We start from the raw sequence: 23,914 nt of genomic DNA, 5'->3' as shown, positions 1-23,914 counted from the left end.
TCTTAAGGGAAAAATTTATTTATTATTGCTGTACAGCAGGCGCTTACAGAGGGTTTACTGACGACATCAAGGAGGGAATATGCGCATTTTACTGGTAGAAGACGACACGTTAATCGGCGACGGTATCAGGGCGGGTTTAAGCAAAATGGGCTTTAGCGTGGACTGGTTTACCGACGGCAAAACCGGTCAGGCCGCGCTCGCGTCTGCGCCCTACGATGCCGTGGTGCTGGATCTGACGCTGCCGGAAATCGACGGTCTGGACATCCTGCGCGCGTGGCGCGAAAGCGGGCGCAGCGAGCCGGTATTGATCCTGACCGCGCGGGATGCGCTTAACCAGCGCGTGGAGGGGCTGCGTCTTGGCGCGGATGATTATCTCTGCAAGCCGTTCGCGCTGATTGAAGTGGGTGCCCGCCTTGAGGCGCTGGTCCGCCGCAGCCACGGCCAGACGCATAGCGAGCTACGCCACGGCAAGATCACGCTCGATCCGACCCGACTCGTCGCCACGCTGGACGGTGAACCGCTGACGCTGAAGCCGAAAGAGTTCGCGCTGCTTGAACTGCTGATGCGCAATGCAGGCCGCGTGCTCCCTCGCAAGACGATTGAGGAAAAACTGTATACCTGGGATGACGACGTCTCCAGCAACGCGGTAGAAGTCCACGTTCATCACCTGCGCCGCAAGCTTGGCAGCGAGTTTATCCGCACCGTGCACGGCATCGGCTATACCCTGGGTGACGCATGAAGCTGACGCAACGCCTGAGCCTGAAGCTGCGCCTGACGCTCCTCTTTTTAGCGCTCTCCCTGACGGCATGGTTTGCCGCCAGCCTGGTGGCCTGGCAGCAGACCACCCACAAGCTGGATAAGCTCTTCGACACGCAGCAGATGCTGTTTGCCAAACGGCTGCTGACGATGGATCTTGACGAGATCCGCGCCCCCGAACGGATGCGCGAGATCCCGAAAAAAGTGAAGCATGGCCGTCTCGATGACGACGCACTGGCTTTCGCCATTTACGCTGTCGACGGCAAAATGCTACTGAACGACGGCGAGAACGGGCGCGATATTCCGTACCACTATCGCCGCGACGGATTTGCTAACGGGCAGCTCCAGGACGACAACGACGAATGGCGTTTCCTGTGGCTGACCTCACCCGACGGGAAGTACCGCGTGGTGGTCGGTCAGGAGTGGGAGTACCGCCAGGATATGGCGCTGGACGTGGTCAGCTCGCAGCTCACGCCCTGGCTGGTGGCGCTGCCCGTGATGCTGCTCTTGCTGATTCTCCTCCTGAGCCGGGAGCTGAGGCCGCTGAAAAAGCTGGCGCAGACCCTGCGCTCCCGCTCGCCGGATGCGACCGAGGCGCTTGTGCTTCAGGGCGTCCCCACGGAAGTGCGCCCCCTGCTCGACTCGCTGAATCACCTCTTCGCGCGTACCCAGGAGATGATGACACGCGAGCGCCGATTTACGTCCGACGCGGCCCACGAGCTGCGCAGCCCGCTGGCGGCCCTGAAGGTGCAAACTGACGTGGCGCAGCTCTCGCAGGACGATCCGCAGGCGCGGGAAAGAGCGCTGGCGCAGCTGCATGCGGGAATCGACCGCGCTTCCCGGCTGGTGGACCAACTCCTCACGCTGTCGCGTCTGGACTCGCTGGACAACCTGGACGATGTCGAACCGATAACGCTTGCCGATTTACTGCAGTCGGCGGTGCTGGATATCTGGCATCCGGCGCAGCAGGCAGGAATTGATATTCGCCTCAACAACCATGCCCCGCAGGTCAAGCGTCAGGGACAGCCCCTGCTGCTCAGCCTGCTGGTGCGCAACCTGCTGGACAATGCCATCCGCTACAGTCCGCGCGGCAGCGTGGTGGACGTTACGCTGGACGCGCGTAGCTTTAGCGTGCAGGACAACGGTCCCGGCGTTGACCCCGAGGTGCTGGCGCGCATCGGCGAGCGTTTTTATCGTCCACCGGGCCAGAACGCCACGGGCAGCGGGCTGGGACTCTCTATCGTCAGGCGCATTGCCGCGCTGCACGGAATGCGCGTCTCGCTGAGCAATGCGGCGGAAGGCGGCTTTGAGGTGAAGGTCAGCTGGTAACGGATTATTGCATCTCCAGCAAAAGACTTTGCACATTTTGCTCATTTTTCCGCTCCGTCCTCGCGCGTAGAATACCCGGCATACTCTCATCGTCGAGGACAAAAAATGAGCAACATTCTGATTATTAACGGTGCAAAAGAATTTGCGCATTCTAAAGGCCAGCTGAATGACACCCTGACCGAGGTCGCGGATGGTTTCCTGCGCGACGCCGGGCATGATGTTAAGGTCGTGCGCGCAGACAGCAACTACGACGTGAAAGCCGAAGTGCAGAACTTCCTGTGGGCTGACGTGGTGATCTGGCAGATGCCAGGCTGGTGGATGGGCGCGCCGTGGACCGTGAAAAAATACATGGACGACGTGTTCACGGAAGGTCATGGCTCTCTGTATGCCAGCGATGGCCGCACCCGCTCTGACGCATCCAAAAAATACGGTTCAGGCGGCCTGATTCAGGGCAAAAAATATATGCTGTCACTGACCTGGAACGCACCGCTGGAAGCCTTCACCGAGAAAGATCAGTTCTTCGAAGGCGTGGGTGTAGACGGCGCGTACCTGCCGTTCCACAAGGCGAATCAGTTCCTGGGCATGGATCCGCTGCCGACCTTTATCGTCAACGACGTGATTAAAATGCCTGATGTCCCGAGCTATATCGCAGAATATCGCAAGCATCTCGCGAAAATTTTTGCTTAACTGGTAGCCTGGAATTAAAGGAGTAGTAAACATGCTTACCGTTATCGCAGAAATCCGTACTCGTCCAGGTCAACATCACCGCCAGGCGGTGCTGGATCAGTTCGCGAAAATTATCCCGACCGTACTGAAAGAAGAAGGCTGCCACGGCTACGCGCCGATGGTGGATGCCGCCACTGATGCCAGCTTCCAGGCGACCGCGCCGGACTCGATCATCATGGTTGAGCAGTGGGAAACCGTCGCGCATCTTGAAGCGCATCTGCAGACCGCGCACATGAAAGCGTGGAGCGACGCGGTGAAGGGCGACGTGCTGGAAACCCACATCCGCATCCTGGAGCAAGGGGTTTAAGTTCGTGGAATTTGCCGGGTGGCACTGCGTTTACCCGGCCTACAAAACCTGAACCGTAGGCCCGGTAAGCGCTAGCGCCACCGGGCTTTGTTGTTTTTAGCTGCTTTTCTTCCCCGGTTTTAACCCACGATGGAGCTCGTTGATGCGCTTCATGGACTTGATGGTGCGCTGCGGCTCGGTAGAAGCGACGGACAAAATGATCATCTCCAGACAGAGCAGCACCGTGCCATGGAGCGGGATTTTGCCCTTTTCGCCGCCGCGTGGAACGTGGATCACCACGCTGGCCTCCTTACTGAAACGCGAATCAAGGGCGTTAGTCAGCAGGATGGTGGGAATGCCCAGACGTTTTGCTTCACGCAGGGTGGTTTGCCCCTCCCGGTGCGCGGATTTCTGCGCCATCATCACCAGCACGTCGCCGCGCTGAAGCGCAATCAGCTGCTCGGCAAGCCCTATCCCGGTACGGTTGAGCGGCGTGGCGGGTAACCCCATACGGCTGAACAGCCTGGCGGTGTACTCGGCCAGAATGCCCGAGGCGCCAATGCCAAATATGGCGACCTGTCTTGCCTGTGCCAGCAGTGAGACCGCCTGCGCCATCGCGTAGCGGTTGTGGGGCTCGGATAACACCTCGCAGGTGTGCTGATGTCCCTCCAGCACGAAATCAATGCTCGCGTTGACGTCGCTGGCGAGCGTGTTCACCGTGGTGGACATCTTTTCGCTGGAGGTGACCACCGGGCCAAACCACTGCTCCAGCGTCTGCTTGAGATCGCGCAGCCCGGCGAAACCCAGCGCCTGTATGGCGCGGACCACCGTGGCATCCGAGGTTTTCACTACGGCAGCAATCTCCATGGCAGTTTGCTCCATCACCGCCTCGCGGTTGTCATGGATATAGCGTGCGACCTGCAGCAGACGCGGCGTCAGCTGATGCGCCCGCGCGCGAAAACGGTCGCCATAGACATCCACGCGCCCTTTCTCTTTGCGGATCACCGTGACGCCTCCGGCAGCGGACGCCCGGCAATCTGCGACTGCACCTGCGCGGCCATCAGCCCTAATGACGCGAACGAATTCGAGATCGCCTCTTCACGCGAGATCAGCACGTAGTGCCCGGTTCGGCAGGCAGTCAGGAACTGACACCAGCCCGGCATGACAGCCTCCATTGCCGCCAGCTCGTCCTGCGGTTTACCGCCCGTATCCCCGCGCCAGGTCGCGAAGACGAAATCGGCATCCAGCTCCGGCAGGCGCTCGGCGCTGACGTCGATGCGCCCCCCTTCCGGGATGGCCTCAATCAGTGGCGGGAATTTGAATCCGGCGTCGCGCAGAACGCGGCCCAGCGAGTGGTAGCTGTGCATGGCGTTGATTTTCCCCTGATTGGCCTGAATCACCGACACGGTGATTTTGCGCGTGTCGATGGTCGCCTTCAGAGCCTTGATTTGCTCCTGATAGCGGCGTTCCAGAATGTTTAGCCTTGCCTGCGTGCCCGTGAGCTGCGCCAGCTTGCGGTAGATTTCCGGCGCGCCGCCGTCGAGATGATCGATGCTCACCGTCGGGGCAATTTTCGCCAGCTGTTCCACCGGGGTGTTGCGGGTCGGCTCGGTAACGATCAGGTCAGGTTTTGCGGCGGCGATGGCTTCGATGTCGATATCCGCCGTGCCGATAAATTTGATATCGGAATTATCGAAGTCGACGCCGGTCAACATGCCGCTGGAGCGCAGAAAATGGCTGCCGTCCGGCCGCGTGCGGCCATGGCTCGCCACCGGCGGCACGCCAAGCTCAATCAGCGGAATGGTGATATCCAGATCGTGTAATGAAACAATTCGCTTCGGATGAACCGGCACAACGACCTTGCGTCCCAGATCGTCGGTAAATACCTGCGTCGGCTCCGCCGCGCTCACTGCGAACCCCACCAGCAACAGCATCGAAAACAGTACGCGCATCATAGTCCCCTAAAATCTGTCCCGACGCTGCCAGAGCAGCAGCAGGAAAAACGGTCCGCCAATTAATGAAATCACAATCCCCGCCGGCAGCTGCAGCGGGAGGAATGCCAGACGTCCGACGTTATCCGCCAGCAGCACCAGCAGCGCCCCCAGCACGGCGCTTCCCGTCAGGAGCGCGGTTTGCCCGCCGCGCAGCAGCAGGCGCGCCATGTGCGGGGCAATCAGCCCCACGAAGCCAATGCTGCCCACGCAGGAGACGCAGGCCGCCGTCAGCACCACCGGAGCGAGAACCCGCAGCAGCGCCAGCCGGGTTGTGCGCACGCCAAGGCCCGTAGCGGCCTGATTGCCGAGCAACGCCACGTCCGCGGCCCGGGCGGTAAACAGCAGCAGCGCAAACGCGGGGGCGGCCCAGAGCGCAGCCAGGCCTACCAGCGTCCAGTTTGCCGCATGCAGGCTTCCCGCCAGCCACAGCATCGCCGTCTGTACGTCACGCACGTCGGCGGTGGTCATAAAGACGCCCATCGCCGCGGCAAACGCCCACGACACGCCGATGCCGATCAGGATGAACCGCGGGCGCGAGATATCGCGCGCCAGGACGATCACCAGCAGCGCGGTAAGCAGCCCACCGGCCATGCCGACCAGCGGACGCCAGGCCAGGCTCAGCGCCGGGAACTGAAAAATCAGCAGCAGTACCGCCGCGCTACAGCCCTCCTTCACGCCGATAAGCCCCGGGTCAGCCAGACCGTTGCGGGTGATGGACTGCATCGCCGCCCCCGCCATGCCGAGCATCGCGCCGCACAGCACCGCCATCAGCAGGCGCGGCAGGCGGATATCCATCACGACGTAGCGCGTCTCCGTCGTCAGACTTTCAGGCGAAAACAGCGCGCGCCCGATGGCGGAGGTTGGAATGGGCAGAGAACCGTGCGTCAGGCCAAAGCCCAGCAGGCTTAGCGCCGCCAGCGCGAAAAGCGACAGGTACGCCAGCGCTTTCGGGCGAATCAGCGCCGACAGGTGGCCAACGCGGATCGCGCGGAGTCCGGCCCGGTTCATTTGAACATCCTCGACGCCATAAAGATGAACACGGGCGCGCCGACCAGGGCCGTCATGATGCCGGTTGCCAGCTCCCAGGGGGTAAACAGCGTACGGGCAGCGATATCCGCCAGCAGCAACACCAGCGCGCCGCACAGGGCCGACAGCGGCACCATCACGCGCAAATCGACCGACACCAGACGGCGGATGAGCTGCGGCACCACAAGGCCGATAAAGCCAATCGGTCCGGCGAGGGAGACGGCCGCGCCGCAGAGCAGCGCGATGGCCAGCAGGGCAAGGAGGCGGGTTTTCAGCAGCGACACGCCAAGCCCCTGCGCCATTCTGTCGCCCAGCGCCAGCATGTTGAGCGAGGGCGACAGCCCGATAGCAAGAATAAAACCGGCTGCTGCAGCCCACAGGGCACTCTGGAGCATCTGCGCGTTGACTCCGGCGATATCACCTGCAAGCCAGGTTCGCAAAGAGAGCAGCGTCTGTTCATCCAGGATTAACACCGCGGCGGTAATCGACGAGGCAAATGCCGACATCGCCACGCCACACAGGGTGACCTTCATCGGCGTGAGCCCGGTGCGACCGGTCGAGGAGAACATCAGCACCAGCAGAAACAGCGCGGCGGCACCGGCGGCCGCAATCAGCGGGCGACCAAACGGCAGCGAAAGCCCAAGCGCGCTGGCGATCACCACAGCCAGCGCTGCCCCGGCGTTGAGCCCCAGAATATGCGGCTCACCGAGCGGGTTGCGGATCACGGACTGCAGCAGCACGCCCGCCACGCCGAGCGCGGCGCCTGTCACCATTGCGGCGCAGAGGCGCAGCAACCGTAGTCTGATGATGATGTTATGGTCGAAATTGCGCGGATCGAAGTGAAAGAATGCCTCGACTACCGTCCGAGGAGGGATAAACCGCGCCCCGATGCCAAGATGCACAATCGCGCCCAGCGCCAGCAGTAATGTAAAAATCAGGAAGGCGAGAGAAGCGCGCATCATGGGTGTTCAAGGCTCTGGCGAAACGGCATAAAGAACGGTTTGCCGGTCAAGGGGTTGATGGACATATGCACGTCCACATCAAACACCGCTTTGATCAGTTCCGGCGTACAGGCGTCGCCTTCATGTAACACCCCCTCGACTTTTCCCTGGCGTAAAAAGACCAGTGAATCACCGTAGTTCACGGCAAAGTTGAGATCGTGCAGCACCACCACCACGGTACGCCCGTGCTCACGCGTCAGCGTATGCAGAAGCTCGAGGATCTCCACCTGATAGCGAAGATCGAGGTACGTCGTCGGCTCGTCAAGCAGGATATACGGCGTTTGCTGCGCCAGCGCCATGGCGATCCAGCAGCGCTGACGCTGGCCGCCGGATAAGCTTTCCACCGGCATATGGGCAAACTCTGCCGTGCCGGTCAGCCGCAGGGCCTCTTCCACCGCCCGCTCGTCCTCGTCGCTCCACTGGCGCATAACGTTTTGCCAGGGAAAGCGCCCGCGCGAGACCAGCTCAAAAACGGTTAACCCTTCCGGCAGCAGCGGCGACTGCGGGAGAATGCCAAGCTGACGGGCGACCGCTTTGGTAGGCTGCTCATGAATGGCTTTACCGTCCAGCAGCGCCGTTCCCCCAATCGGCTGCAGCAGCCGCGCGATAGTGCTCAACAGCGTGGATTTTCCACAGCCGTTCGCCCCGACCAGCACCGTCATTTTCTGCTGAGGGATCGCAAGGGAGATATCATCAACGATGATTTTTTTCTGATAGCCCGCAGAGAGGTTCTCCAGAACCAGACCCGGTTTGTGTGTGTTGTGAGCCACGTGAACGCCAACGTAATGAAAAACCAACAAATAAAAATAAAACTCATTCTCTTTTGAGAGTTTGACGCCGCACCATGTAGTAGTCAAGCGAAGAAAAACCCTGAAAAAACCAGGGTCAAACCTGAGAAAAAATGAATCCAGCAAGGCTGATAAAAACATTTATTTCAAAGAGTTAAATATCAACCCGCTGCGCTTACGCACGCGGTTAACTGCTGTAGTCTATTTTTTCTTTTTTCCATTTACTACTACATTCCCTCATGATTGAATGATTCTCAATTACATGTCCGATGCCACTTCCGGCTAACGGACAGACCATAAAGGGCAATGACTCACACAGTTTGCCGCGAACGCATTCGCGGAATATTTCGGGATAACAGATGTAATGGCTACGTTCACACCTTCACTCTCAGGGATAAAAGGGCGCGCGCTCTTTTCACTGCTGTTTATGGCGCCGCTGGCGCAGGCAGCAGACACCACCGCGGCTAAAGACGGCGAAACGCTTACCGTCACTGCCGATCCAAATACTCCGGCGGAAGCCACCAACGGCTACCAGCCGCTGAACACCTCCACCGCAACGCTGACCAACATGCCGATGCTGGATATCCCGCAGGTGGTCAATACCGTCAGCGATAACGTGCTGGAGGATCAGCACGCCACCACGCTGGATGAAGCGCTCTATAACGTCAGCAACGTGGTGCAGACCAATACCCTCGGCGGTACGCAGGATGCCTTTGTGCGCCGCGGGTTTGGCGCGAACCGCGACGGGTCAATCATGACCAACGGCCTGCGCACCGTCCTGCCGCGCAGCTTTAACGCCGCCACCGAGCGCGTGGAGGTGCTGAAAGGCCCGGCCTCCACGCTGTACGGCATTCTCGATCCGGGCGGCCTGATTAACGTCGTCACCAAACGCCCGGAGAAGACCTTCGGCGGTTCCCTTTCCGCCACCTCTTCCAGCTTTGGCGGCGGCACCGGACAGGTCGATGTGACCGGCCCGATCGACGGCACGCGCCTGGCGTATCGCCTCACGGGTGAGTATCAGGACGAAGATTACTGGCGTAATTTTGGCAACGAACGCAGCACCTTTATCGCCCCGTCGCTCACCTGGTTCGGCGACGATGCCACCGTGACCGTGCTCTATTCACATCGCGATTATAAGACGCCGTTCGATCGCGGTACGATCTTCGATCTCAACACCAAAAAGGCCGTTGATGTCGATCGCAAAACCCGCTTTGACGAACCGTTTAACATCACCGACGGGCAGTCCGACCTCGCTCAGCTCAACGCGGAATACCGTCTTAACAGCCAGTGGACCGCGAAGTTCGACTACAGCTACAGCCAGGACAAATACAGCGATAACCAGGCCCGCGTGATGGCCTACGATGCAAAAACCGGCAACCTGACCCGCCGCGTGGATGCGACTCAGGGCTCGACCCAGCGCATGCACAGCACCCGCGCGGATCTGCAGGGGAATGTGGATATTGCGGGCTTTTACAATGAGATCCTGACCGGCGTGTCGTATGAGAATTACGATCTGTTGCGCACGGACATGATGCGCTGTAAAAACGTCAAGGATTTCAATATCTATCACCCGACGTATGGCCATCTCGGCAAATGCACCACCGTGTCGGCGTCCGACAGCGACCAGACGCTCAAGCAGGAAAGCTACTCTGCGTACGCGCAGGATGCCCTGTACCTGACCGATAAGTGGATCGCCGTCGCCGGGATGCGCTATCAGTATTACACCCAGTACGCGGGCAAAGGCCGCCCGTTCAACGTCAACACTGACAGCCGCGACGAACAGTGGACGCCGAAGCTGGGGCTGGTCTATAAGCTCACGCCATCCGTCTCACTGTTTGCCAACTACTCGCAGACGTTTATGCCGCAGTCGTCCATTGCGAGCTACATCGGCGACCTGCCCCCGGAAACCTCAAATGCCTACGAAGTGGGCGCGAAGTTCGACCTGTTCGACGGGGTTACGGCCAATATCGCGCTGTTTGATATTCACAAACGCAACGTGCTGTACAACGAAAGCGTGGGGGGTGAAACCATCGCCAAAACCGCGGGCCGCGTGCGCTCCCAGGGCGTGGAGGTGGATCTTGCCGGATCGCTGACCGAGAACACCAATATTATCGCCAGCTACGGGTATACCGACGCGAAGGTGCTGGAAGACCCGGACTACGCGGGCAAACCGTTGCCGAACGTGCCGCGCCATACCGGCTCACTGTTCCTGACCTACGACATTCATAATGCGTTTGCCGGGAATACCCTGACGCTGGGCGGCGGCGGGCACGGCGTGAGCCGTCGTTCCGCAACCAACGGTGCGGATTACTATCTGCCGGGCTATTTTGTGGCGGATGCATTTGCGGCGTATAAAATGAAGCTGCAGTATCCGGTGACGCTGCAGGTGAACGTGAAGAACCTGTTTGATAAGACCTACTACACGTCGTCCATTGCGACCAACAACCTGGGCAACCAGATTGGCGACCCGCGCGAAGTGCAGTTTACGGTGAAGATGGAGTTTTGATGTCAGTCCGGGGTGTTCCCCTCACCCTAACCCTCTCCCCAAAGGGGCGAGGGGATCGATCGTAGGCCCGGTAAGCGCAGCGCCACCGGGCAAAAAAAAGCCCTGCATCGCAGGGCTTTTTCAGCATCAGGCCTCAATATCCGCCATATCGCCTTTCTCCTGCAGCCAGTTACGACGGTCTTCCGAACGTTTCTTGGCAAGGAGCATATCCATCATAGCGTTGGTCTGCTGTTCGTCTTCGTCGCTGATCGTCAGCTGCACCAGACGGCGCGTGTTCGGATCCAGCGTCGTTTCGCGCAGCTGCATCGGGTTCATCTCGCCCAGCCCTTTAAAGCGCTGCACGTTAGGCTTGCCCTTCTTACGCTTCAGCTGCTCCAGCACGCCCGCTTTCTCTTCTTCCGTCAGCGCGTAGTACACCTCTTTGCCGAGATCGATACGGTACAGCGGCGGCAGCGCCACGTAGACGTGACCGTTTTTCACCAGTGTGCGGAAGTGCTTCACAAACAGCGCGCACAGCAGCGTGGCGATGTGAAGACCATCGGAGTCCGCATCCGCGAGGATACAGATCTTGCCGTAGCGCAGCTGGCTCAGATCGTCGCTGTCCGGATCGATGCCAATCGCGACCGAGATATCGTGGACTTCCTGCGAGGCCAGCACTTCATCAGACGAGACTTCCCAGGTGTTCAGGATCTTACCCTTGAGCGGCATGATCGCCTGATATTCACGATCGCGCGCCTGCTTGGCCGACCCGCCCGCCGAGTCCCCTTCCACGAGGAACAGTTCGGTACGGTTGAGATCCTGCGCGGTACAGTCTGCCAGCTTGCCCGGCAACGCAGGGCCGCTGGTCAGCTTTTTACGCACCACTTTCTTCGCGGCACGCAGACGACGCTGGGCGCTGGAAATCGCCATTTCAGCCAGCATTTCTGCCGCCTGAACGTTCTGGTTCAGCCACAGGGTAAACGCATCTTTCACCACGCCGGAAACGAACGCCGCGCACTGGCGTGACGACAGGCGCTCTTTGGTCTGACCGGCAAACTGCGGATCCTGCATCTTCACGGAGAGCACATAAGCGCAGCGGTCCCAGATATCTTCCGCCGACAGCTTCACGCCGCGCGGCAGGATATTGCGGTATTCACAGAATTCGCGCATCGCATCCAGCAGCCCCTGACGCAGGCCGTTGACGTGGGTACCGCCGAGCATGGTGGGGATCAGGTTAACGTAGCTTTCGGTCAGCAGCTCGCCGCCTTCCGGCAGCCACAGCAGCGCCCAGTCCACCGCTTCGGTGTCGCCGGTGAAATTGCCGACGAACGGTTTTTCCGGCAGCGTCGGCAGGCCGTTTACCGCTTCGCACAGATAGTCATTAAGGCCATCTTCGTAGCGCCAGGTCTGCTCGGTGTTGTTGACGTTATCCTTAAAGGTAATTTCCACGCCCGGACACAGCACCGCTTTGGCTTTCAGCAGGTGCGTCAGGCGGGAAACGGAAAAGCGCGGGCTGTCGAAGAAACTCTCGTCAGGCCAGAAGTGAACGCTGGTGCCGGTGTTGCGTTTGCCGCACGTCCCGACAACCTGCAGATCCTGCACCTTCTCGCCGTTTTCAAACGCGATGTTGTACACCTGACCATCGCGACGGACGTTCACTTCCACGCGTTTGGACAGGGCGTTGACGACGGAAATCCCCACGCCGTGCAGGCCGCCGGAGAACTGGTAGTTTTTGTTGGAGAACTTACCGCCCGCATGCAGACGACAGAGAATCAGCTCAACGGCCGGGACGCCCTCTTCCGGGTGGATATCCACCGGCATGCCGCGCCCGTCGTCAATGACTTCGAGCGACTGATCGGCGTGCAGGATGACGTCAACGCGTTTGGCATGGCCCGCCAGCGCTTCGTCCACACTGTTATCAATAACTTCCTGGCCCAGATGGTTTGGGCGCGTCGTATCGGTGTACATCCCCGGGCGGCGGCGAACCGGCTCAAGCCCGGTGAGGACCTCAATGGCATCAGCGTTATAGGTTTGCGTCATGATTTAAACTAGCAATTCGCATTGATTGTCAGTGGCTGTGCAGTCCAAGAAAATCGACAATCTGGGTGAAATGATTCTCAAAGCCCGTGAAAGCATGGTTTCCGCCCTCTTCTATAGTCTGGCGGCAGGAGGCGTAATACGCCACTGCCTGGCGGTAATCCAGCACTTCATCTCCCGTCTGCTGCAGCAGCCAGATGAGATCCGGCGCCTCGAGCGGGTCGACCTGCATAACTTTGAGATCGTAAATATGGCGTGACTCTAGCACATATTGCTGGCCGGTGTAGGGGTTCTCGTTTTCGCCAAGAAAGTCCCGCAGCAGCTCAAATGGCCGTACCGCCGGATTAACCACCACGGCGGGCAGCATAAAGCATTGCGAGAGCCAGGTGGCGTAATACCCGCCCAGCGATGAACCGACCACACCGAAGGTTTCGCCGCCGTGCGCAAGCACAATGGATTCCAGCATCTCCGCGGCTTCTGCCGGGTAAGGCGGCAGCTGAGGAATAATCATCTCAACGTCGGGGTGATGCTCGCTCAGCCACTGGCGAAACTGTGTCGCTTTTGCGGAGCGCGGCGAGCTGTTGAATCCGTGCAGATAAAGGAGCGTAGACATCAATAGCCTTCTGAAGCGGTATCCGGGCGGAATTGTGCACCAGTCAAACGGCAGACTTCCGTGGTCAGCGTGCCGTCGGCATGCAGTTCCAGCCAGCGCCAGCCTGGCGCGATGGTATCCAGCGTAAAGTTGGCGCAGTGCGGCTTAAACTGAACGCAGGTCGACGGCGTCGCCAGCATGCGGCGCCCGTTCCAGTCGAGATCCTGCTCCTGGTGAATATGCCCACACAGCAGATTTTTCACCCGCGGGAACTTCGCCAGCACGCGATCTAGCGCCGCGGAGTTGCGCAGACTGTGCTGATCGAGCCAGCTGCAGCCCGCCGGCAGAGGATGATGATGAAGCAACAGCAGCGTGTGACGTTCAGGTTCAGCAGCCAGTTTGGTCTCCAGCCAGTCGAGCTGAAACTCGCTTAACTCACCGTGCGGGACGCCAAACACCTGGCTGTCCAACAGCAGGATCTGCCACTGGTCACCCGCAAAAACACATTTCGCCGGAGAAATCCCCGCATCCTGAAGAGAACTGTACATGGCTGGCTGGAAATCGTGGTTGCCTGGCAGCCAGACGCAGGGCACGCTAAAGCTCGCGATGCCTTCAGCAAAATGCTGGTAGGCCGCGGAAGATTGGTCCTGTGCCAGATCGCCCGTTGCGACAATCAGATCGCATGCACGGTTTTCAGCGTGAATGGCGCTCAGTACCGCCTGATAACTCTCCCAGGTGTTCACCCCCAGCAGCGTTTCATGCTTTTCGGCAAAAAGGTGGGTATCGGTGATTTGTAATATCCTGACTGGCGCCCCACCAGCAACAGTCAGGTTCAACAGGCTTTCCAAATGGTGTCCTTAGGTAGGTTTATGACGCTAACAAACCGGAATCGCCATTGCTCCATGTGCTAAACAATATCTTAGCCAGTCGGCTAAAAACTGGTTAATTTGATGCTTTTCGTCGCGTTGATGCAACTTTTTATTCGGGTAATCATACCGCGCCTTGAAGCGAAAGATCTGCTGGCTTGAACACACTTCAGCGACCATCGCGTCGTGATAGAGGCGTACCGTCATCGACGGCAGGCTCCAGTAGCTAATGCTGGGAGCCGTTTGCTCAATTTCCACCAGCGTAGTGTAGCGCGTTGATTCTGTTATCGTTAATCGATACTGCGCGTTGCTCACCTGATAGCTTACCGTTTCGCCGGGTGCGTCGTTTCTCGGCAGCAGGCGGCGCAATTGTGCGAAATTGGTTTCGCACAGGCGCATCATTTCTGGGAAGTCAGGCGTATAGCGCTTCATTTTTTCCACTCGTTTCGTAATGTCTGATAATGCAGCTGCAGCCATTGCAGGGCGATGACAGACGCTGCGTTGTCGATTTTCCCCTCTTCTACCCACTGGTAAGCCTGTTCCCGGCTTACCACATGAACCCGAATATCTTCGTTTTCATCAGCCAGACCGTGAATGCCTTCTGCGGTCGTGGCGTCCACTTCGCCCACCATTATGGATAAGCGTTCGCTGGTGCCTCCCGGGCTTGCCAGATAGCTCAGCACCGGTTTGGTACGGCCGACCACCAGCCCCGCCTCTTCCAGCGCCTCGCGCCGGGCGACGTCCTCAACCGACTCGCCTTCTTCGATCATCCCGGCCACCATCTCCAGCAGCCACGGGCTCTCACTGACGTCATAAGCGGCGATGCGGATCTGCTCCACCAGCACAACTTCGTCACGCACTGGGTCAAAGGGTAGCAAGACTGCCGCATGCCCGCGCTCAAAAATTTCGCGTCTGATTTCGCCGCTCATTTCCCCGTTAAACAGGCGATGCCTGAAACGGTAAAGATCCATTGAAAAAAAACCGCTATAAAGCGTTTCTCGTGCAATAATTTCTACATCGTTTTTGGCGAAAGTCACGGGCAACTTATCTGGTTTTTGCATGAGTCGAGTCCTGGTAGCAATGGTGATGAAATTGTGAATTTCAAGGCTGTTTGGCTGCCGTTTGTAAGGCTATATGGTAGATTGGTGCAAATTACCGCCAGATGGCACGTAACGCCAACCTTTTGGTGTGGATGATTCTGTTAGAATCGGCAATTATTTTTTAATTAGATCAGCGCTAATACTGCTTCACAACAAGGAATGCAAATGAAGAAATTGCTCCCCATCCTTATCGGCCTGAGCCTGACGGGCTTCAGTGCAATGAGCCAGGCGGAAAACCTGTTACAGGTCTACCAGCAGGCACGTCTGGGCAACCCTGATTTACGTAAATCAGCGGCCGATCGTGATGCTGCGTTTGAAAAGATTAACGAAGCGCGTAGCCCCTTGCTGCCACAGTTAGGGTTAGGTGCAGATTATACCTACAGCAACGGTTTCCGCGACGCTAACGGCGTAAACTCCAATGCTACCAGCGCCTCACTGCAATTAACACAGACGCTGTTTGATATGTCCAAATGGCGTGCCCTGACCCTGCAGGAAAAAAGCGCAGGCATCCAGGATGTGACCTATCAGACCGACCAGCAGACGCTGATCCTGAACACGGCCACGGCGTACTTCAACGTGCTGAGCGCCATTGACGCGCTCTCCTACACCGAAGCGCAGAAACAGGCCATTTACCGTCAGTTAGATCAAACCACCCAGCGCTTTAACGTGGGTCTGGTGGCGATCACCGACGTGCAGAACGCCCGTTCACAGTACGACACCGTGCTGGCCAACGAAGTGACCGCGCGTAACAACCTCGACAACGCGCTGGAATCCCTGCGTCAGGTTACCGGAAATTACTATCCTGAGCTGGCCTCCCTGAACGTCGACAGCTTCAAAACGGATAAGCCGCAGGCCGTTAACGCCCTGCTGAAAGAGGCGGAAAACCGCAACCTGACGTTGCTGCAGGCGCGTCTAAGCCAGGACCTGGCCCGCGAGCAAATTCGTCAGGCGCAGGATGGGCATCTGCCAACCCTGAGCCTGAGCGCCTCTACCGGCATCTCTGACACCACCTACAGTGGCTCTAAAACGAATGGTGCCAATTCGCAGGGTTATAATGACAGCAATATGGGCCAGAACAAGGTGGGCCTGAGCTTCTCCCTGCCGCTGTATCAGGGCGGTCAGGTCAACTCCCAGGTGAAACAGGCGCAGTACAACTTTGTTGGCGCGAGCGAGCAGCTGGAAAGCGCGCATCGTAACGTGGTGCAGACCGTACGTTCATCCTTCAACAACGTGAACGCCTCAATCAGCAGCATCAACGCCTACAAACAGGCCGTTGTGTCGGCACAGAGCTCCCTGGACGCGATGGAAGCCGGCTACTCCGTCGGTACCCGTACTATCGTTGACGTGCTCGACGCGACCACCACGCTGTACAACGCGAAACAGCAGCTCTCCAGCGCGCGTTATCAGTACCTGATTAACCAGCTGAACATTAAGCAGGCTCTGGGTACGCTGAACGAGCAAGACCTGCAGATGCTGAACAGCGCACTGGGCAAGCCGGTCTCCACCTCTCCTGACAGCGTTGCGCCGGAGAACCCGGAGCAGGTTGCCGCGGTTGATAACTTCAACGCTAACGGCACGACCCCTGCTGCACAGCCTGCTGCCGCGCGCACTACCGCGCCTGCCAGCAAGAGCAATAATCCGTTCCGTAACTAAGCATTGCCCGATGGCGCTTCGCTTATCGGGCCTACTGAATCGTAGGCCGGGTAAGCGCAGCGCCACCCGGCGCAAAATCACATCCGAACGTAAGCCAACGTAAAGATCCCCCTGATTCCGCCCCTCTTCGCTTCATTTTCAACCACTCATCCTCTATCCTGAGCGTTATTACCACTGGGTCCTGGAAGACAAATATGAAACGGACAAAAACGATCAATCACGCGTCGTTCCGCAAGAGCTGGAACGCACGTCACCTCACCCCTGTTGCGCTGGCGGTTACCGCTGTCTTTATGCTGGCAGGCTGTGAAAAAAACGATGAAACGGTTTCGCTGTATCAAAACGCGGACGACTGCTCTGCCGCCACCGGTAAAGCGGCCGAATGTAAAACGGCCTACACCAGCGCGCTGAAAGAAGCGGAACGCACCGCGCCGAAATATGCCTCACGCGAAGACTGCGTAGCGGAGTTTGGCGAAGGTCAATGCCAGCAGGCACCGGCTCAGGCCAGCACTGCGCCAGAAAATCAGGCGCAGGCGCAGTCCAGCGGCAGCTTCTGGATGCCGCTGATGGCCGGTTACATGATGGGTCGTCTGATGGGCGGCGGTGCAGGCTACCAGCAGCAGCCGCTGTTTAGCTCGAAAAACCCGGCCAGCCCGGCTTATGGTCAATATACCGATGCCAGCGGCAAAGGCTACGGCGCAGCCACCCCTGGCCGCACCGTGACGGTACCGAAAACGGCGATGGCGCCGAAGCCTGCGACCACCAGCACCATCACCCGCGGCGGGTTCGGTGAGTCTGTGGCGAAACAGACCAGCATGCAGCGCAGCGCGACAGGCTCCTCTTCTACTCGCTCAATGGGCGGCTGATCATGGAACGAGTCAGTATTACCGAGCGTCCGGACTGGCGCGAAAAAGCCACCGAGTACGGCTTTAACTTCCACACCATGTACGGCGAGCCGTACTGGTGTGAAGACGCTTACTACAAGCTCACGCTGGCCCAGGTTGAGAAGCTGGAAGAGGTAACGGCCGAGCTGCACCAGATGTGCCTTAAGGTGGTGGAAAAAGTCATCGACAGCGACGAGCTGATGGCCAAGTTCCGCATTCCAAAGCACACCTGGAGCTTTGTCCGCCAGTCGTGGAAAATGAATCAGCCTTCGCTTTACTCTCGCCTGGATCTGGCGTGGGACGGCAAAGGCGAGCTTAAGCTGCTGGAAAACAACGCCGATACCCCAACGTCCCTGTACGAGGCGGCGTTCTTCCAGTGGATCTGGCTGGAAGACCAGGCCAATGCTGGCAACCTGCCGGAAGGCAGCGACCAGTTCAACAGCCTGCAGGAGAAGCTGATCGAGCGCTTCGCCGAGCTACGCGAGCAGTTTGGCTTTAACCTGCTGCATCTCGCCTGCTGCCGCGACACGGAAGAAGACCGTGGCACGGTTCAGTATCTGCAGGATTGCGCCGCCGAAGCGGAGGTGGCGACCGAGTTCCTCTATATCGAGGATATCGGCCTGGGTGAAAAAGGTCAGTTCACGGACATGCAGGATCAGGTGATCAGCAACCTGTTCAAGCTCTACCCGTGGGAGTACATGCTGCGCGAGATGTTCTCCACCAAGCTGGAAGACGCGGGCGTACGCTGGCTGGAACCGGCCTGGAAAAGCATTATCTCCAACAAGGCCCTGCTGCCGATGCTGTGGGAAATGTTCCCGAATCACCCGAACCTGCTGCCAGCGTACTTTGCGGAAGATAATTATCCGCAGATGGAGAAATACGTCGTTAAGCCGATCTTCTCCCGCGAAGGCGCGAACGTGTCGATTATCGAAAACGGTAAAACGCTGGAAGCGGTTGAAGGGCCGTACGGCGAAGAAGGGATGATCGTCCAGGAGTTCTATCAACTGCCGAAATTTGGCGACAGCTATACGCTGATTGGCAGCTGGCTCATCAACGATCTGCCTGCCGGAATTGGCATTCGCGAAGATCGCGCGCTGATCACGCAGGATCTGTCACGGTTCTATCCGCATATTTTTGTGGAGTAAGATCTGCCGGGTGGCGGCTTCGCCTGACCCGGCCTACGGTTTTGTAGGCCCGGTAAGCGTAGCGCCACCGGGCATGTTTTCACCCTACCTGCACCGACAGCATACTCAGGCTTCCCATCTCAATCCCGTCGACCGGGATCGTCACCGGCTCCTGGCCATCCCACGCGCCAAGCACGTACAGCAGCGGCAGGAAATGCTCCGGCGTCGGGTTAGAGAGCGAACCGCCCTCATGATCCAGATAGTTCACCAGCGGATGTGCCTCAGCCGGACCCTGCCAGGTCAGGTTCGCTTTAACGTAGTCGTTAAAAGCGGTCGCCCACGGGTAAGGCGTATTCTCACCGTGCCAGCGCGCCGTACGCAGGTTGTGCACCACGTTGCCGCTTGCCACCAGCATGATGCCTTCATCACGAAGCGTTGCCAGCTTACGGCCCATCTCCAGATGCCAGGCGGCCGGTTTGGTGCTGTCGATGCTCAGTTGCACCATCGGGATATCCGCATCAGGATACATTTTAATCAGCACGCCCCACGAGCCGTGGTCAAAACCCCAGGCTTCTTTATCCAGCGCAACCGGAACAGGCGCCAGCAGTTCCACCAGCCTTTGTGCCAGCTCAGGCGAGCCGGGGGCCGGATAGTGCGTGTCATATAGCGCCTGCGGGAAGCCGCCAAAATCATGAATGGTCTTTGGCGCCTCCATGGCGGTCACGCCCGTGCCGCGGGTGAACCAGTGCGCGGATACCACCACAATCGCTTTTGGACGCGGCAGCGTCTCGCCCAGGCTACGCCATGCGCGGGTATAGACGTTGTCTTCCAGAACGTTCATTGGGCTGCCGTGGCCTAAAAACAGGGCTGGCATACGGGAAGAAGTCATGATGATATCCTTACAGAAGGTGTCAATTTAATGGTGCTACATTACGCGCAATCCGGCAAAGATGAACGCAGATAAGCGTGAAGATCATCATCAGGAAATTTGAATGTAAGGAATGTGTAAAGCCGGGGTTGGCCCCTCGCTTTGCCAGAAATGAATCATTTATATTAATGAGAATCATTATCATAAGGAGCAATGCATGTCAGTCCCTCTGATCCTGACCATACTGGCGGGCGCCGCGACGTTCATCGGCGCGATCCTCGGCGTGCTTGGTCAAAAGCCATCAAACCGCGTGCTGGCCTTCTCGCTGGGCTTTGCTGCCGGGATCATGCTGCTCATCTCCCTGATGGAGATGCTCCCTGCGGCGCTGGGCACGGAAGGCATGTCTCCGCTGCTGGGCTACGGCATGTTTGTCGTTGGCCTGCTGGGATACTTCGCGCTCGACCGCATGTTGCCCCACGCGCACCCTCAGGACTTAATGCAAAAAAACGTAGCGCCCGCGCCGCGCAACATTAAGCGCACCGCCATTTTGCTGACGCTGGGCATAAGCCTGCACAACTTCCCGGAAGGCGTGGCGACGTATGTCACCGCCAGCAGCAACCTGGAAATGGGCCTCGGCATCGCCCTGGCGGTGGCGTTGCACAATATTCCTGAAGGACTCGCGGTGGCCGGTCCGGTCTATGCCGCTACGGGCTCAAAGCGCACGGCAATCTTCTGGGCCGGAATCTCCGGCATGGCGGAAATTCTCGGCGGCGTGCTGGCCTGGCTCATCCTCGGTAGCCTGGTTTCGCCGGTCGTCATGGCTGCCATTATGGCAGCGGTTGCGGGGATTATGGTTGCGCTGTCGGTAGACGAGCTGATGCCGCTGGCGAAAGAGATCGATCCAAACAACAACCCAAGCTATGGCGTCCTGTGCGGGATGTCGGTGATGGGGCTAAGTCTGGTCTTACTTCAGGCCGCAGGCATTGGCTGACGTGACGGGCGCCTCCTGAAACGGAGGCGCCTATTATTTGTTAAAGGAATAACTTTTTACGGAATATACACCCCGCCTCCTTCCTTATAAAAAAATCAAGTTTTTTATTGAACATTACTGTGCGTAATAACACTAAACAATGCATCCGGCATTATAATTTACACTTCTTGAAATTCATCCAGTTACAATAACCCATATTTATATTTTAATTATATCTACAATGATTTTTAAGCGTGGTTAATCGCATTGCCCATCCGGAGATCGGTATACTTTCCTGGCAATATTCTGATTAATATTCAGGATATGAATTCAACTGAAAAAGGATATTTTCATGTTTACAGGAAAAAAAGCGCTTTTAGCCGTGGCAATGGCCACGCTTATTTCTGGCTCGGCATTGGCTGCAGAACAAGGCTCAGGCAAGATCAAATTCAAAGGGGTGGTGATTGATGCGCCGTGCAGCATTGCTCCTGATAGCGTTGATAAAGAAGTCGATCTGGGTGAAATTACGACTGCCGTTATTAATGCCAATAAAAAATCGTCACCCGTTGCGGTAGATATCAACCTGGAAAACTGCCAGCTGGACGATCCAGGCGATGAAACCGATACCCCAATCACCAAAGTTGACGTCACGTTCACCAGCTCCGCCACGGATACAACGGATACCAGCCTGATGACCAACACGTATGCCAGCGGTGCGCAGAACGTGGGCGTCCGTCTGCTGGATAATGCGGAAGCGAACATCACCCTGGGTAGCGCCAGTGAAGTTACCCTGCTGGCAGGCTCCGCCACCCAGACGCTGCACTTTAAGGCGCAGATGGAAGTGCTGAGCGGCAAAACGGCAACGCCGGGTCAGGTTGAAGCCACCGCAAACTATGTGCTGGCATATAAATAATTCGAATTTACCTCGTTATCTACCGACTGGCTCGTTATGCCAGTCGGCATTTTATATTTACCTTGAGCAACAGGATGATGAAACATAAATCAAAATGCATAATCATCATTACCGCCCTGTTAATGACGAAAGTCGCCTCTGGTACCGAATTTAATATTAATGCCATCGATAAAGATCAGCGCAACAGCGTCGATTTAACACAGTTTAAAGATCGCGCCTCCGTCGTCCCCGGTCGTTATTTTGTTACGGTTTCAATTAATGACACCCCCTTAGCAAACGGCTGGCAGTTAACGTGGAAAAAAGTGAATGATGCAGTTCAGGTCTGTATTCCCGCCGAACTGGCCGACACGTTCGGCCTGCAGGATAAAATACGGGAATCGCTCACTGAAAAAGAGGGCTGTATAGACTTCGCCCCGCTGCCGGACATTCATTTTACCTTTGAACAAGCAAGCCAGACGCTAAACGTGTCCATTCCCCAGGCGTGGCTGCAGTACCGTTCTGCCGACTGGATGCCCCCGTCAACCTGGGATAACGGCGTGGCGGGCGTCCTGCTGGACTACAATCTTTTTGCCAGCCACTACCAGCCCAACAGCGGCAGCAGTTCAGACAATGCCAACACTTACGGCACGGCGGGCGCGAACGTCGGCGCCTGGCGGCTGCGCAGCGATTATCAATACAACCAGACGCACGCGGACGGCGGTTCAGAGCATAACGGGCGCTTCTCGCGCGTTTATATGTTCCGCCCCCTCCCCACCATGGGCGCAAAGCTGACGCTCGGCGAGACGGATTTCCAGTCGTCGATTTTCGACGCCTTCACCTACACCGGCGCGTCGCTTATCAGCGATGAGCGCATGCTGCCGTGGTCACTGCGCGGCTATGCGCCACAAATCTCCGGTATTGCCCAAACCAACGCGACGGTCACCGTAAGCCTCGCCGACAGGGTCATCTATCAAACAAAAGTCCCGCCGGGCCCGTTCATCATTCAGGATCTCAACCAGTCGGTGCAGGGCACGCTCGACGTGAAGGTGACGGAAGAAGATGGCCGGGTGAGTACGTTCCAGGTCTCCGCCGAATCCGTCCCCTTCCTGACGCGTCAGGGCCAGGTTCGCTACAAGCTGGCGGCAGGCAAGCCGCGAAAGGACGCATCGCATGACGTTGAGGACAGCACCTTCATGAGCGGCGAGTTTTCCTGGGGTATGCTGTCGCAAACCTCGCTCTATGGCGGAACGCTGGCCGATGGTGACCACTACCGAGCCCTGGCCGCCGGGCTGGGACAAAACATGGCGTATCTGGGCGCGCTCTCGTTTGATATCACCCGGGCCACCAGCCAGCTGCCGGGCGCGGATCCGCAGGCGGGCTACAGCTACCGTTTTAACTACAGTAAACGGTTCGACACCACCGGTAGCCAGCTTACGCTGGCGAGCTACCGCTACTCGGACCGTCAGTTCCTGAGCTATGCGCGCTATCTGGATGACGACAACAGCGACAGCCAGACGGAAAAACAGACCCTCAGCGTCACCGCCAGTCAGTACATATCGGCCCTCTCGCTAAACCTTTATCTGAGCATGCTGCGCCAAACCTGGTGGGACGACTCGCCTTCCACGACCGGCAGCGTCACCGCAGGCTATAACTTCGACCTTGGCCGCTGGAAAAACCTTGGCCTGACCCTGTCGCTGAGCAGAACCCATTACGAAGATGATGAAGAGGACGATAACCAGTTTTATCTCTCGCTGAGCGTGCCGCTCGATCCTGACCATCGCCTGAACTACGACCTGCGCAACGGCGACAGCCTGAGCCAGAGCGTCTCCTGGTACGATACCTCTGACCGGAACAATACCTGGGGCGTCTCTGCTGGCACCGAGAGCGAAAAAGCCGATGCGGGCGCACAGTTCAGCGGAAACTATCAGCACTATTCTTCGCTGGGGGATCTCAACGTCTCGGGCAGCTATAAGGCGAATGAGTACAACTCAATGAGCGCCAGCTGGAACGGATCGTTTACCGGGACGGCGAAAGGGTTTGCCCTGCACCGTCGCAGCTACGGCAATGAGCCACGCGTCATGGTCAGCACTGACGGCGTGGGCCATATCCCGCTGAACGTATCGCATGACGAAACCAACGCGTCGGGTATTGGCGTTCTGCCGTCGTTTTCCAGCTATACCCCGGCCAGCGTGCGGGTCAACATGAACAATTTGCCTGACGGCGTTGACGTCGATACGCGGGTGGTCACTTCCACCTGGACAGAAGGCGCCATCGGCTATCGACAAATCGCGACCCGAGCCGGTAACGATATTGCCGGCATTTTGCGAACGCCTTCCGGGACACCGCCGCTCGGCGCCCTGGTACGCCTGCAGGATAACGGCCTGCAGGTCGGCATGGTCGCCGAGGAGGGCCGCGTCTGGCTGGGCGCCGTCCAGCCTGAGCAACAGTTCCTGGTCACGTGGGGAGACAACCATCAGTGTCACTTCTCGTTACCTTCTCACCTTGAAAACAGTATGCAGCTCATGCTGCCTTGCCAGTAA

22 protein-coding genes are annotated in these 23,914 nt (G+C 58.0%); 11 read left to right on the top strand and 11 right to left on the bottom strand.

Translation table 11 applies throughout. The features are described from left to right. The first annotated feature begins 79 nt into the window (after positions 1-79). The 4 genes from qseB (at position 80) to BFG58_RS13725 (ending at position 3,118) form a co-directional block, all read left to right on the top strand. Complete coding sequence (gene qseB, locus BFG58_RS13740) at positions 80-739, top strand: quorum sensing response regulator transcription factor QseB (RefSeq protein ID WP_069719961.1); 660 nt, start codon at positions 80-82, stop codon at positions 737-739. After that, complete coding sequence (gene qseC / locus BFG58_RS13735) at positions 736-2,085, top strand: quorum sensing histidine kinase QseC (RefSeq protein WP_069719960.1); 1,350 nt, start codon at positions 736-738, stop codon at positions 2,083-2,085. Before qseB ends, qseC begins: the two co-directional genes overlap by 4 nt. A gap of 105 nt (positions 2,086-2,190) precedes the next feature. Beyond that, positions 2,191-2,772 carry an NAD(P)H-dependent oxidoreductase gene (locus tag BFG58_RS13730; RefSeq protein ID WP_024906501.1) on the top strand — a complete coding sequence of 194 codons (582 nt, stop codon included), beginning with the start codon at positions 2,191-2,193 and terminating at the stop codon, positions 2,770-2,772. 31 nt (positions 2,773-2,803) lie between these two features. After that, a complete protein-coding gene (locus BFG58_RS13725; protein ID WP_008502984.1) occupies positions 2,804-3,118 on the top strand; it encodes a putative quinol monooxygenase in 315 nt (104 codons plus the stop codon). Between the two features lie 96 nt (positions 3,119-3,214). Here the strand turns inward: BFG58_RS13725 and BFG58_RS13720 are convergent, their stop codons facing one another. From BFG58_RS13720 to BFG58_RS13700, 5 genes are read right to left on the bottom strand one after another with little or no spacing between them, the layout of a single operon-like run. Then, a complete protein-coding gene (locus BFG58_RS13720; protein ID WP_039025548.1) occupies positions 3,215-4,102 on the bottom strand; it encodes a MurR/RpiR family transcriptional regulator in 888 nt (295 codons plus the stop codon). Further along, on the bottom strand, positions 4,099-5,049 hold the full coding sequence (locus BFG58_RS13715) for an iron-siderophore ABC transporter substrate-binding protein (protein WP_063622595.1): 951 nt from the start codon (positions 5,047-5,049) through the stop codon (positions 4,099-4,101). Before BFG58_RS13715 ends, BFG58_RS13720 begins: the two co-directional genes overlap by 4 nt. 9 nt (positions 5,050-5,058) lie before the next feature. After that, the gene (locus tag BFG58_RS13710) at positions 5,059-6,099 is read right to left on the bottom strand and encodes an iron ABC transporter permease (protein WP_032675504.1); all 1,041 of its coding nucleotides are present in this window, start codon (positions 6,097-6,099) and stop codon (positions 5,059-5,061) included. Continuing rightward, a complete protein-coding gene (locus BFG58_RS13705) occupies positions 6,096-7,079 on the bottom strand; it encodes an iron ABC transporter permease (protein WP_069719959.1) in 984 nt (327 codons plus the stop codon). Before BFG58_RS13705 ends, BFG58_RS13710 begins: the two co-directional genes overlap by 4 nt. Further along, on the bottom strand, positions 7,076-7,888 hold the full coding sequence (locus BFG58_RS13700; protein ID WP_069720042.1) for an ABC transporter ATP-binding protein: 813 nt from the start codon (positions 7,886-7,888) through the stop codon (positions 7,076-7,078). The genes BFG58_RS13705 and BFG58_RS13700 overlap by 4 nt, the downstream gene beginning before the upstream one ends. Positions 7,889-8,270: 382 nt before the next feature. On the opposite strand from BFG58_RS13700, the gene BFG58_RS13695 reads away from it, so the two are divergent. Further along, positions 8,271-10,412 (top strand): TonB-dependent siderophore receptor, encoded by a 2,142-nt coding sequence (locus tag BFG58_RS13695; protein ID WP_069719958.1) that lies wholly within the window; start codon positions 8,271-8,273, stop codon positions 10,410-10,412. Positions 10,413-10,538: 126 nt separating this feature from the next. Here BFG58_RS13695 and parE read toward each other — a convergent pair whose 3' ends face one another. The 5 genes from parE to nudF are packed head-to-tail and all read right to left on the bottom strand — an operon-like array spanning position 10,539 to position 14,947. After that, entirely contained in the window at positions 10,539-12,431 is a 1,893-nt protein-coding gene (gene parE / locus BFG58_RS13690) for a DNA topoisomerase IV subunit B (RefSeq protein ID WP_014833290.1), read from the bottom strand. A 28-nt stretch (positions 12,432-12,459) separates the two neighbouring features. Continuing rightward, on the bottom strand, positions 12,460-13,041 hold the full coding sequence (yqiA, locus tag BFG58_RS13685) for an esterase YqiA (protein WP_008502976.1): 582 nt from the start codon (positions 13,039-13,041) through the stop codon (positions 12,460-12,462). Next, on the bottom strand, positions 13,041-13,868 hold the full coding sequence (cpdA, locus tag BFG58_RS13680) for a 3',5'-cyclic-AMP phosphodiesterase (RefSeq protein WP_045909978.1): 828 nt from the start codon (positions 13,866-13,868) through the stop codon (positions 13,041-13,043). Before cpdA ends, yqiA begins: the two co-directional genes overlap by 1 nt. Positions 13,869-13,895: 27 nt before the next feature. Next, the gene (locus BFG58_RS13675) at positions 13,896-14,318 is read right to left on the bottom strand and encodes a DUF1249 family protein (protein WP_003862516.1); all 423 of its coding nucleotides are present in this window, start codon (positions 14,316-14,318) and stop codon (positions 13,896-13,898) included. After that, positions 14,315-14,947, bottom strand: a complete 633-nt coding sequence (nudF, locus tag BFG58_RS13670; protein WP_024906492.1) for an ADP-ribose diphosphatase — start codon at positions 14,945-14,947, stop codon at positions 14,315-14,317. Before nudF ends, BFG58_RS13675 begins: the two co-directional genes overlap by 4 nt. Before the next feature lie 204 nt (positions 14,948-15,151). On the opposite strand from nudF, the gene tolC reads away from it, so the two are divergent. The 3 genes from tolC (at position 15,152) to BFG58_RS13655 (ending at position 18,665) form a co-directional block, all read left to right on the top strand. Beyond that, on the top strand, positions 15,152-16,639 hold the full coding sequence (gene tolC, locus BFG58_RS13665) for an outer membrane channel protein TolC (protein WP_069719957.1): 1,488 nt from the start codon (positions 15,152-15,154) through the stop codon (positions 16,637-16,639). A 194-nt stretch (positions 16,640-16,833) separates the two neighbouring features. Then, complete coding sequence (locus tag BFG58_RS13660; RefSeq protein WP_069719956.1) at positions 16,834-17,502, top strand: DUF1190 family protein; 669 nt, start codon at positions 16,834-16,836, stop codon at positions 17,500-17,502. 2 nt (positions 17,503-17,504) lie between these two features. Continuing rightward, positions 17,505-18,665 (top strand): glutathionylspermidine synthase family protein, encoded by a 1,161-nt coding sequence (locus BFG58_RS13655; protein ID WP_069719955.1) that lies wholly within the window; start codon positions 17,505-17,507, stop codon positions 18,663-18,665. A gap of 79 nt (positions 18,666-18,744) precedes the next feature. Here the strand turns inward: BFG58_RS13655 and ygiD are convergent, their stop codons facing one another. Then, entirely contained in the window at positions 18,745-19,533 is a 789-nt protein-coding gene (gene ygiD, locus BFG58_RS13650) for a 4,5-DOPA dioxygenase extradiol (protein ID WP_032653440.1), read from the bottom strand. Positions 19,534-19,729: 196 nt separating this feature from the next. Between ygiD and zupT the strand changes: the two genes are divergently transcribed. The 3 genes from zupT (at position 19,730) to BFG58_RS13635 (ending at position 23,914) form a co-directional block, all read left to right on the top strand. After that, positions 19,730-20,503, top strand: a complete 774-nt coding sequence (gene zupT, locus BFG58_RS13645) for a zinc transporter ZupT (protein WP_045909982.1) — start codon at positions 19,730-19,732, stop codon at positions 20,501-20,503. A 331-nt stretch (positions 20,504-20,834) separates the two neighbouring features. Beyond that, complete coding sequence (locus BFG58_RS13640) at positions 20,835-21,395, top strand: fimbrial protein (RefSeq protein WP_045909983.1); 561 nt, start codon at positions 20,835-20,837, stop codon at positions 21,393-21,395. Positions 21,396-21,472: 77 nt separating this feature from the next. Then, positions 21,473-23,914, top strand: a complete 2,442-nt coding sequence (locus tag BFG58_RS13635) for a fimbria/pilus outer membrane usher protein (protein ID WP_069720041.1) — start codon at positions 21,473-21,475, stop codon at positions 23,912-23,914.

This window comes from Enterobacter sp. ku-bf2 (genome assembly GCF_001742765.1).
Lineage (GTDB): Bacteria > Pseudomonadota > Gammaproteobacteria > Enterobacterales > Enterobacteriaceae > Enterobacter > Enterobacter quasiroggenkampii.
Note: the sequence above shows the minus strand (reverse complement) of the source record. Positions and strands in the feature narration are given on the sequence as shown.

Coding starts and splice junctions, on each gene's coding strand:
- qseB (WP_069719961.1), top strand. CDS start 80: ATGCGCATTTTACTGGTAGAAGACGACACGTTAATCGGCGACGGTATC.
- qseC (WP_069719960.1), top strand. CDS start 736: ATGAAGCTGACGCAACGCCTGAGCCTGAAGCTGCGCCTGACGCTCCTC.
- BFG58_RS13730 (WP_024906501.1), top strand. CDS start 2,191: ATGAGCAACATTCTGATTATTAACGGTGCAAAAGAATTTGCGCATTCT.
- BFG58_RS13725 (WP_008502984.1), top strand. CDS start 2,804: ATGCTTACCGTTATCGCAGAAATCCGTACTCGTCCAGGTCAACATCAC.
- BFG58_RS13715 (WP_063622595.1), bottom strand. CDS start 5,049: ATGCGCGTACTGTTTTCGATGCTGTTGCTGGTGGGGTTCGCAGTGAGC.
- BFG58_RS13710 (WP_032675504.1), bottom strand. CDS start 6,099: ATGAACCGGGCCGGACTCCGCGCGATCCGCGTTGGCCACCTGTCGGCG.
- BFG58_RS13705 (WP_069719959.1), bottom strand. CDS start 7,079: ATGATGCGCGCTTCTCTCGCCTTCCTGATTTTTACATTACTGCTGGCG.
- BFG58_RS13695 (WP_069719958.1), top strand. CDS start 8,271: ATGGCTACGTTCACACCTTCACTCTCAGGGATAAAAGGGCGCGCGCTC.
- parE (WP_014833290.1), bottom strand. CDS start 12,431: ATGACGCAAACCTATAACGCTGATGCCATTGAGGTCCTCACCGGGCTT.
- yqiA (WP_008502976.1), bottom strand. CDS start 13,041: ATGTCTACGCTCCTTTATCTGCACGGATTCAACAGCTCGCCGCGCTCC.
- BFG58_RS13675 (WP_003862516.1), bottom strand. CDS start 14,318: ATGAAGCGCTATACGCCTGACTTCCCAGAAATGATGCGCCTGTGCGAA.
- nudF (WP_024906492.1), bottom strand. CDS start 14,947: ATGCAAAAACCAGATAAGTTGCCCGTGACTTTCGCCAAAAACGATGTA.
- tolC (WP_069719957.1), top strand. CDS start 15,152: ATGAAGAAATTGCTCCCCATCCTTATCGGCCTGAGCCTGACGGGCTTC.
- BFG58_RS13660 (WP_069719956.1), top strand. CDS start 16,834: ATGAAACGGACAAAAACGATCAATCACGCGTCGTTCCGCAAGAGCTGG.
- BFG58_RS13655 (WP_069719955.1), top strand. CDS start 17,505: ATGGAACGAGTCAGTATTACCGAGCGTCCGGACTGGCGCGAAAAAGCC.
- ygiD (WP_032653440.1), bottom strand. CDS start 19,533: ATGACTTCTTCCCGTATGCCAGCCCTGTTTTTAGGCCACGGCAGCCCA.
- zupT (WP_045909982.1), top strand. CDS start 19,730: ATGTCAGTCCCTCTGATCCTGACCATACTGGCGGGCGCCGCGACGTTC.
- BFG58_RS13640 (WP_045909983.1), top strand. CDS start 20,835: ATGTTTACAGGAAAAAAAGCGCTTTTAGCCGTGGCAATGGCCACGCTT.
- BFG58_RS13635 (WP_069720041.1), top strand. CDS start 21,473: ATGAAACATAAATCAAAATGCATAATCATCATTACCGCCCTGTTAATG.